We start from the raw sequence: 9,737 nt of genomic DNA on the forward strand, positions 1-9,737 counted from the left end.
TATGGCAAGTGTGATAGTAAATTTATCAAAGAAGACCCAAAGGCGGGGGGGAAGAAAACCTGACAATTCAGATTATACGGAAAAGCTAACGATTAACGATCCGGCAACTTTTGCTCTGACTTTAAACTGGTCGGAAAATAACCTCCAGCGCCAAGCAGGTGGTAAACGCACAGATAGTTTGTGGGCTTGGAAGTGGGGACGAAAAGAAGATGGTAACTGGGGTGTTATCGACACCAACTTTGCTAGCGATGGAGATATAGACGCGATTACTGCCTTGATTTTAGCATCACGGCGTTGGAATCAACCCGAATACCTAAAACTGGCAAAACTCAAACTACAAGATTTGTGGAACTTGTCCACTATCTCAAAAACCCAAGGTGAGCGCTACCTGTTACCAGGGCCTGTAGCTGCATTTGTCCCAGATGCATCTACCGTTTACCTGAATCCTTCTTATTTTGCACCCTATGCTTTTCGCATCTTTGCACAAGTTGATCCCCAACATGATTGGTTGAGTTTGGTAGACAGCAGCTATCAAGTGCTAGAAAATTCCGCAAAGCTTTCTAGCGTAGGTTTACCCAGTGATTGGGTAGCTCTAAATACCAAAACAGGACAATACCAAACCCTACCAGCATCTAGCACTCTGAAGAGTTTGTATAGTTTTGATTCCTATCGAGTTTGGTGGCGTTTGTCGTTGGATGCTGCCTGGTTCAACTCACCCCAAGCGCAGCGCTATCTAGTGACATCCACTCAGCACCTGCAAAAACTGTGGGGTAAACAGTCGATACCAGCACGCATTGATCTGCAAGGGAAACCATTAGTGGATTACGAAGCTACATCCCAATACGCTATGTTGTATGCCGCCATGCAGGTAGTGGAACCAGCGATCGCTCAAGAACTGCTTGTGAAAAAAATACTGCCTCAATACAAGCAGGGAATTTGGGGAGACCAATCTGCTTATTACACCCAGAATTTGGCTTGGTTAGGATTGCTACCTCCAAAGACAATTCCCCAGCGATTGCTTAAATGATATCCTCTGACGCTGAGTTAGGGTACAAGCTTCCCAACTAACTTTTACTACCGACAGATTGACTGCCGTTGATTTTTTAAAAAAATCTGAGGGGATAATTTTGAAGTTCTAAAAACAACAAAACACCTGTGCTTTTTACGTCAAAAAAATTCAGTAAATTCACACTATAATCACGCTCTACCATGAAGCAATTGTTTCATCTTTCCCAAATTAGTAAAAAAGCAATTATTGTTACTTCTTGCTTTTTTTTGTTTCCTAGTTCATTATTGAGCGCTCAAGCTCAAACTAAAGCTGATCTGCAACAAGAAGTAACTTTATTAGCTCAAGCAACGACATCAGAAAATACTAGTAAAGCAGACTTAAAAGCTCCTAGTGCTAAGAACCTGGCAACTTACATCCTAGAATTTAATCGTAGTCCGATTGTGAGCAACCGGATGCGCTTGCGCGGGGTTTACTCAGAAGGTCGTCTTGCCTTTACACGTCCTCGTGGCTGGAAACTAGATCGGGGTAAGGTACAAGCTTTAATCCGTTTTCAACACTCACCAGCACTGTATGCTAATCGCTCTAACCTGACCGTGCTATTGAATGGCATCAGTGTTGGTAGCGTACCACTCAATCGCAAAGAGTCCCAAATAGGTCAAGTACTGTTCAATATCCCACCAAAGCTGCTGCAAGACTACAACGAACTCATATTGGTGGCACAGCAGAATAACAGCCTCGAATGTAGCGACCCTAGTAGTCCCGACTTGTGGACAGAGATTCTGCCAGATTCCAAATTAATCTTGAACTTTGAACGGCAGCCGATTCCCCTGAATTTCAGCCGCTATCCTTATCCTTTCTTTGACGAATTCGGCTTAGAAACTAACCAAATTGCTTACTTGCAACCGAGTCAAGTTGATCAATCCTGGTTGACAGCAGCAGCTCGCTTACAAGCGGCATTGGGGAGAATCGCAGATTTTCGCCCGATTCAGACGAGCGTGGTGTCTGATGTCGCAAATGTGAAGGCTAATGATCGCTTGGTCATCATTGGCACTCCCAACGAGCAACCAACCTTAAATACTTGGAAGAATTTGCCTCTGAAAGTCATCAGCAATCAAATTCTTGATCGTGATAATAACCTCGTACCAGATGAAACAGGGGTGTTGATTATAACTAAAGCTGAAAAGAGCGGGGTTCCGGTTTTAATTGCTACTGGCAACAGTGCAAAAGCTGTAGAAAAGGCAACCCAATTTTTATCACAGCCAGACTTGCGGAAAATGGGTACTGGTCAGGTGGTTTTTGTCGATACCCTCAAGGAAGGTTCGACACCAGGGCTGCGCCAATGGCCTCGTTATTTGCCAGAACAAAATTCTTTTAAACTGGGCGACATCAAAACCCAAGTAAATGGTGAGCCGTTTAGTGATGTGACTGTACGTGGGATCGGAGCGCCGCCAGTTGAAATTGATTTTCGGGCTTTACCAGATGATAGATTTCTCCGGGGTAGTTCGATGAATCTGGTATACAGCTACGGGCCACAGGTTAATCCGCGAACTTCTGCGATCGAAGTTTTACTGGATGGAGTTTTCATTGGTGGGGCACGTCTTGATTCTGAGTCGGGAGAAACTCGCAAAAACCTTAAAGTCAATTTGCCGGAAAACTTGATCAAACCCAACTCGAAACTGCAAGTTTTCTTGCGGATGAATCCGAGAGAACCGTTTGATAAACAAAACTGTCTTCAGCCACCAGATCAACAACTGACAGGTACGGTGCATTCTGATACTAGCTTCGATCTGAAACGGGAAATCTCTACACAACTACCAGACTTGAACCTGCTGAAATTCGGTTTTCCCTTTGCTGCACCACAGGATTTGTCTCAGACAGCGATTGTCGTGCCACAAATCCCCTCGAAGACAGATGTGTTGACCTTGTTAGCTTTTAGCGAACGCTTAGGAAGGCTTAGTCAAGCAGATGCTGTCAAACTAAATGTTTATACACCGGATGCTTTGCCAACAAAAGTCCGTAAAAATGACCATTTGGTAGGAATTGGAACGCGAGAAGACTTTCCTTTTCCCGAAGTATTTAATTCCACTGGCTTCAACTTGAGTCAGGCATATTCCCGTTCTTCTGCCAATGCTGTGGTTCAGACCCCGCAGGATACACAAGGGATGATTAAGCAAATTATCTCTCCTTGGAACAGCGATCGCGTTGTTCTAGCTTTAACTTCTCAAACTGAAACTGGTTTAGAGCGAGTGCAACAAGTCCTGAATCAAGACCCGTGGTTCTTCCAACTCAAAAAGGATACGGTGCTAATTAGTAGCGATCAAAAAGACCCAGTTTCCTACGATACTGATGCTTATCAACTACAGTTTTTCCAAAGCGCCCCAAACACTCGTCGCTTGGAAAATACTACTATCCTCAGTAAGGCATCACGTTTTTTACAAGAAAATTGGCTATTGCTGCCTGTAGGCATTTTCACTGTGTCTCTAATTCTTTACGGGATTCTTCAGTTGTATCTCAAGCGCTTGAGTCCTGACAAAAAGTAGACACTTTCGGTCAGGTATCGCCCATCTTAAATTTAAATTTCAAAATTTAGATCCAAAATGTCTTCTTCCCCACATACATCGCCCCGGAAATCACGCGATCGCCAGCGCTTAAAATTGAGTAATTGGTTGATTGATATTACCCCCCGATTTTTTGACCGCACTCTTCAAAAGGTTGGTGTAAAACAGTTTAAGTGGTTTATCTTGCTGTTATTGGTACTCTCTGTGCCACTGATTGTTACTCCGATAGAAGTTTGGCAGCAGGGATTGGTAGCAGTGTTTCTCGTGCTACTCGGTCAACTGGTGATACACGCAGAGTTTCAAGAGTCTTCTTCAGAAATCAGCCACTATTATCACCTGTTTATGCTGTGGCTGAGTTTGGTAACAACGCTGCGTTATTTATACTACCGCACCAGCTATACTCTTAACTTTGATGGTTGGCTCAACAGCATCGCTTGCGTATTCTTGTTCGCTGCCGAACTTTATGCCATCCTCACCTTGGTATTGGCATACTTTCAAACCCTGAAAATTCAAGAACGCCAACCAGTTAATCTGACAACCATTCCTCAACAGGAATGGTTCAAAGTTGATATCTACATCCCTACTTACAACGAAGATGTGGAGATTGTTCGTAAGACGGCTGTGGCAGCCTTGGCCTGTGATTATGCTCCTGATAAAAAAAAGGTTTATGTCCTTGATGATGGTCGTCCAGAAAAGTATAAAGAGAACGACCCACGCCGAGAACAGTTTAGCAAAAGACGAGAACAGCTACGGCAAATGTGCCAAGAACTTGGCTGTATACACATGACGCGGGACAATAACGATCACGCTAAGGCTGGTAATATCAATACCGCCTTTTACAAAACCGACGGTGATTTAGTGTTGATTTTGGACTGCGACCACATCCCATCGCGGCAAATTCTCTTGCATACAATGGGTTTTTTCTTCGATCCCAAAGTATCGTTTGTCCAAACTCCCCACTGGTTCTATAACCCCGATCCCTTCGAGCGTAATTTGGTCACCAAAGGTAGAATACCCGCAGGCAATGAACTGTTTTATAAGGTACTGCAAAAAGGTAACGATTTTTGGAATGCCGCATTTTTCTGCGGTTCCGCAGCATTAATCCGTAAATCCCATGCTTTAGAAGTTGGGGGAATTGCAGTGGAAACCGTGACGGAAGATTGCCACACTGCCTTGCGATTGCATTCGCTGGGTTACAAGTCTGTCTACTACGACAAAATTATGGTGGCTGGTTTAGCGCCAGAAACGTTTTCTTCTTACGTAGGACAACAAGTGCGTTGGGCAAGGGGGATGGCGCAGATTCTGCGATTAGAAAACCCCATTTTTAATCCGAAGCTGAACCTGACATTTGCCCAACGGATTTGTTACTTTAGCGCGACTTCGCACTTTTTGTATGGCTATCCTCGACTAATATATGCGATCGCTCCTACACTATTTCTATTATTTGGCGTTAACTCTGTCCAAGGTTTGGGTTTAGAAACTCTAGCCTACGCCCTACCCCATATTCTCCTCTCCCTTTTTACTAACTACATCATTTACAAAAATGTTCGTTTCTCCTTCTGGAATGAAATTTTTGAATTTGCGATGGCTTTCCAGGCTGGGTGGGTGACGATGTTAGCGCTGTTTAATCCCAAGCTGGGTTCATTTAACGTTACCGATAAAGGAACGTCTATAACCAAACGTACTTTTGATTGGGAATCGATGCGTGGTCTTTTGGTAGTGACAGCACTAGTAGTCTCTTCTTTGCTAGCTGTTCCCTATTGGCTGCTGCTACATCCTGAAGATTGGCAAGCGGTCTTAGTCAACACCATGTGGTCTATTTTTAATCTGGTTTTGCTGATAGCTGCTTTGCTGGTTGGCTTTGAACAACCACAAGTACGTACTGCCCACCGTTTACAGCGTCACCTCCCCATCTTAATTACCAGTAATGGTCAAACAATTATGGGCAAAACGGTGAATATTTCAGAAACTGGGGCATTAATTTCTTTGGAAACTTGGCCCAATTTACTGGAGGAAGCGGAAGTTGAGGTGATGGGAGATTATACTGCTAGCGCCTCTTTAACAGCGCAGATTGTCCGAGTCTCTCCTATTAATGACACAGAAACGCTTTTGGCTGTTGATTTTGTGAAGCTCAACGATGCCCAACGCGATGCTTTAACTCTAGTTTTATATTCTGATGTCCGGGAGTGGTATTCTCAAAAGGGCCAGTATGTAGACCGACCCTTCGCTTCTCTTGGATTCTTAGCCACAAGTCTGACTCGGTCTTTGCGTGACGTGAAACAAACTAGCCGTAAAAAGGTACGCAAGCAGGTAAATAGCCATAGCCGACTCTACTGGGATGGTAACTTCTTCTTTGGAGTAGCTACAGAATTAGGAACAACGGGTTTGCGCTTGGAAATAGAGGATACAAAAGCCGTGTCTTCTCACAAAATGCTAGGACAACAGGATTTGCACACGATGCGAACTGTTAAACCATTAGTTGGTTTACTGTTGAATGAGGATGAGGATAACCTCTCATCTAACCGATTTGTTGCCGAAATTTATGCAGTAGAAGAGACAAATGGCAAGATTGCACTCGAATTAGTTTTTCCAGAAAAATTCAAAGAACGTCAAGACACAAAAATTAAACAACTGTTGGAGGTTCTGTAGCAGAAGTACTTGAGTAGATTTTGACCAGCGCAAGCTCCATTTAAATCCAGATGTTGCTTGCGCTTGGGATTGTTTTAAATTGCAAAAGTCAATTCAATTTTTGTGGGGTGGGAGCGCTCAGTCGAACGCTGCCCACCCACAATAAATAATTGAATATTTTTTGATTTGTCAGTCCCTAAGAACCCTTAGCAATCACACTTTACCAGCCAAGTTTATCAACTGTTTGAAGTTTACGAGATAAATGATGTTGTTGGCGCTGTCAATTTTGATCCACCCTTTCTCATGCAGCTTTTCCATAATTTTGGTGGTTTCTTCAACACCAATTTCTGTTACCTCTGCTAAATCTTTGAAGGGAATGTTAAAAATTTCCTTTCCAAAATTCGATTCTTGACCATAGCTTTCGCCTAAAGTCACTAGGGTATAGGCGAGTTTGACTGCTGGTGGTGAAGACCGCATTTGTAAGCGCAAGTTAATTTGCCGCAATCGTCGCACCATAAGTTGTAACATCCGGTGATGTAACTGCGGGTCTTTGAACAAGATTTGAATAAAACGCTCTCTGGATACACTCAGCAAATTCACGGCTGAAAGGGCTATGACATCGGTTGAGCGTGGAGATTCATCCAAAATTGCCATTTCTCCAAAAAAATCGCCCCTACCAAAAATTGCCAGAGCTACTGAATCTTCCCCGACGGTACGCCGGACTTTAACCCAACCTGAAACAACGAAGTAAAGGGCGTTACCCCAGGCATCTTCCATGACAACGGCCCGCCCAGATGGGTATTCATGTTCAATTGCAACGTTGAGCAGCCATTCCAAAGTCTGGGGAGTGGCTGTACTCATTAAGGGGAAAAGTTCACTAAAAACCTCAGTCTGCATGAAATATTTATAACAAATGGATTCAAGAGCAGGAAACTAACTTTGTCACTATAAATTTGTTTAAGCCGTAATATTATTTAGAATACGGCAGCAAAATCTCTATCTATTTGAGTTGAACTCTAAGCTTGATCAGTCTAGAGTTCGATTACAACATAACAATTATGTATAAAATTGGAATCAGCGATTTCACTTACAAAAGTATGATTTGAGGTTTAATCAATTAATCAAAACTTTAGTTGTAGATATAAAGCTTATTAGTATAAAAATATATCGAGCGGAAAGTGCCACGAGACACAAGGCTTCCAAGATCAATCCCATGCTTTTAAGGGTGGTTCCTTCTGCCTTCTGAAGTTCTACTCTAGTAACTGAGGCATGAGGGGATGAACTTGCTATGAATTCTCCCCTGCTCCCTATCTCCTAGTTTGGTACACCACCTTAATTGATCAACTAAATACCTCACAGGCTACTCCTGGGTTCTTAAAGCTTGGGCTGCTAGATAAATTTTTGTCCATTCGCCTAGTACTTGATGGGTTTTGAGTTTTAACTGTTGGCCTATTGCTTCTATTGAGTTACCTGCTCTCCGCAAATCTAGAATCTGCCGCCCCAGAGGAGTCAAATTTTCATCAAGTTGGTGCCATTGGTTTTGGGTTAAACCCAAGTTATGTTCTTGCAAGGAAATTGAGAGCCAATTGTCTACTAGCTCTGGTTTACCTTTGAGGGCAAAAACACGCACGGCGTGGTAACTAATTTTTTCTCGCAGACGATATACTTCTTTAGTCTGTTTATTTAATTTGTGGGCGATCTCTTCCTGGGATTTACCTTGTAAATACAGTCCTAACCACTCTACTGCTTCTGTTCCCAGATTTTCTTGTAGATAATTTTCAAATTCTTTTTGTACTGACTGACGCAGGGCTTGTTGTTCCTCTAGCTGTTGTACTTCTTGATATTCTGCGATCGCCTGACTATCGACTAAGTTAACTCGATTGTCACTGTCGTCTGTAAGAACTTCTTCTGACACCAGTCTAACTAAGTCACGGCCCGGCACTTGGGTTAAGCCACCGCGCTGAGTGCGACGCAAGTAATTCACAAACCGATAAGCTAATAGGGGTTGATTGCGTACTGGTCGTAAACAATATTCTTCTACACTGGCAAATAGCAGAGCATCCCCCAATCGTCTATCATTTGTATATTTAGCAATATCAGCCATTTGCTGTTGCATCTGGCTGTCGCTTTGCAGTAATTCTTGGAGTACTTCTTGCAACACATCCATGACACTACGCTGGCGATCGCGGCTTAGGGCAACCCAAGTCTGAATTTTATTCCGTAATGTTACCAAACTCCCTAATCGCGTTATCAAGTTCCGATAAGCACGTTCTCGCCCTAGCCCCAAATAGCGTTGACGTAAAATTCTCCAGCGATATTCCATCGCTTGCTTGGCGATATCAAATTCTTTAGGGTTAAACAGATCAAACCGTTTGGAGTCAGATCCCAAAAGCCAGAGAATAATGCTTTGCCTAGCAGCTTCATTTTGATCTGGACATTCCGCAGCCAAGCGCTTTCGCCAATCTAGAGCCAGTTGTTCCACATCTTTTGTCATAGTGAGATTGCGTTCCTCGAAACTCAATTTTGAAGTTTGCATCACAACCCCCATTCGTCCCACCTAATTGTTTAATTGGCAACTTGCCCGAATTTCATGAGTCTCATGAAAATAACTCAGTGATTCCACTTTTATTACGTCTTAATTCACTAGAATTATGCAGAAATTTCTATATTGATGTTTTGCTGACAATTCCAAAATGCCCCAAACCCATACCTATGAAGCTTTTGGGGATATTTTTTAATTTAATCTTTTTGTAAAGTTATGTTTTTTAATTGAGAATAGAAATCTGCCTACAGTGGTGGGGATACACCTTTGCATGAGGTGGGTTGAGGAAATCTGAACATTTTATAACCGAGCCGAGGAACGAATCTAATTTAACTCAATGTCAGGCGTAATTTCAGCCGTATAAGTTTCAAAAATTACAAACTTTTATGTAGAAAAATACTTAGTAAAATCTCAATACGCTTGATGTTGGTGATATTTCGCTCCAGAAGATCCCCCAAACGCACGCCAATGGCTCATGGAGCACCCCTGCCGTGAACGAGTTCTCCAGAATAAAGTAAGTGCGTGGAAACCCCCAAAATGATATTCAGTTAAATTTCGTAGTATATTTTTAGCCTATTAAGTGTATATACGTAAATTAGCGTTTAAGAGGATGTTTGGTAAGCGTTATATAAACCTTAAATAAATTCTTCAATAAATACTATACTAGCTTCACCCACAACTGTGCCTCTAACATTAGCAAGTTATTCTTACAACTTTTACATTCTCAAAAATCAATAGTCAACAGTCAATATTGATTTTGACTATTGACTTTGACTGTTGCTTTCCCTCTGCTTCAAAATTCAACTTATGCAAAATCTAAAAACAGAAAAGTTTGCAATCCTCTAAAGTTTTGATAGTCAGAGGTCTGACAAGAAACTTATCTTGAAATTCATTTATGGGAATTTTTTTTGAATTCCCCCGCAGGAGGTTGAATCTATCGACTGCTTGATCTAACAATGGGACTTTCTACAGATTCTCGATACTGTTGGACTTGTTCTGT

General features: G+C 42.4%; 5 protein-coding genes. 3 read left to right on the plus strand and 2 right to left on the minus strand.

Annotated elements, in window-relative coordinates:
- The 3 genes from LC574_RS11500 to bcsA form a co-directional block, all read left to right on the plus strand.
- The coding region (locus LC574_RS11500; RefSeq protein WP_229453644.1) for a glycosyl hydrolase family 8 at window positions 1-1,027 on the plus strand (1,027 nt) is incomplete at its 5' end.
- A 182-nt stretch (window positions 1,028-1,209) separates the two neighbouring features.
- Window positions 1,210-3,549 carry a cellulose biosynthesis cyclic di-GMP-binding regulatory protein BcsB gene (locus LC574_RS11505; RefSeq protein WP_229453645.1) on the plus strand — a complete coding sequence of 780 codons (2,340 nt, stop codon included), beginning with the start codon at window positions 1,210-1,212 and terminating at the stop codon, window positions 3,547-3,549.
- Between the two features lie 57 nt (window positions 3,550-3,606).
- On the plus strand, window positions 3,607-6,216 hold the full coding sequence (bcsA, locus tag LC574_RS11510) for a UDP-forming cellulose synthase catalytic subunit (RefSeq protein WP_229453646.1): 2,610 nt from the start codon (window positions 3,607-3,609) through the stop codon (window positions 6,214-6,216).
- Window positions 6,217-6,408: 192 nt separating this feature from the next.
- Here bcsA and LC574_RS11515 read toward each other — a convergent pair whose 3' ends face one another.
- Both LC574_RS11515 and LC574_RS11520 read right to left on the minus strand, forming a co-directional pair.
- Window positions 6,409-7,092, minus strand: a complete 684-nt coding sequence (locus LC574_RS11515) for a Crp/Fnr family transcriptional regulator (RefSeq protein ID WP_229453647.1) — start codon at window positions 7,090-7,092, stop codon at window positions 6,409-6,411.
- A 463-nt stretch (window positions 7,093-7,555) separates the two neighbouring features.
- The gene (locus LC574_RS11520; protein WP_229453648.1) at window positions 7,556-8,743 is read right to left on the minus strand and encodes a HetZ-related protein 2; all 1,188 of its coding nucleotides are present in this window, start codon (window positions 8,741-8,743) and stop codon (window positions 7,556-7,558) included.
- Window positions 8,744-9,737: the final 994 nt, after the last annotated feature.

Source organism: Nostoc sp. CHAB 5715 (assembly GCF_020829685.1).
Classification (GTDB): Bacteria; Cyanobacteriota; Cyanobacteriia; order Cyanobacteriales; family Nostocaceae; genus Nostoc.

Coding starts and splice junctions, on each gene's coding strand:
- LC574_RS11505 (WP_229453645.1), top strand. CDS start 1,210: ATGAAGCAATTGTTTCATCTTTCCCAAATTAGTAAAAAAGCAATTATT.
- bcsA (WP_229453646.1), top strand. CDS start 3,607: ATGTCTTCTTCCCCACATACATCGCCCCGGAAATCACGCGATCGCCAG.
- LC574_RS11515 (WP_229453647.1), bottom strand. CDS start 7,092: ATGCAGACTGAGGTTTTTAGTGAACTTTTCCCCTTAATGAGTACAGCC.
- LC574_RS11520 (WP_229453648.1), bottom strand. CDS start 8,743: ATGGGGGTTGTGATGCAAACTTCAAAATTGAGTTTCGAGGAACGCAAT.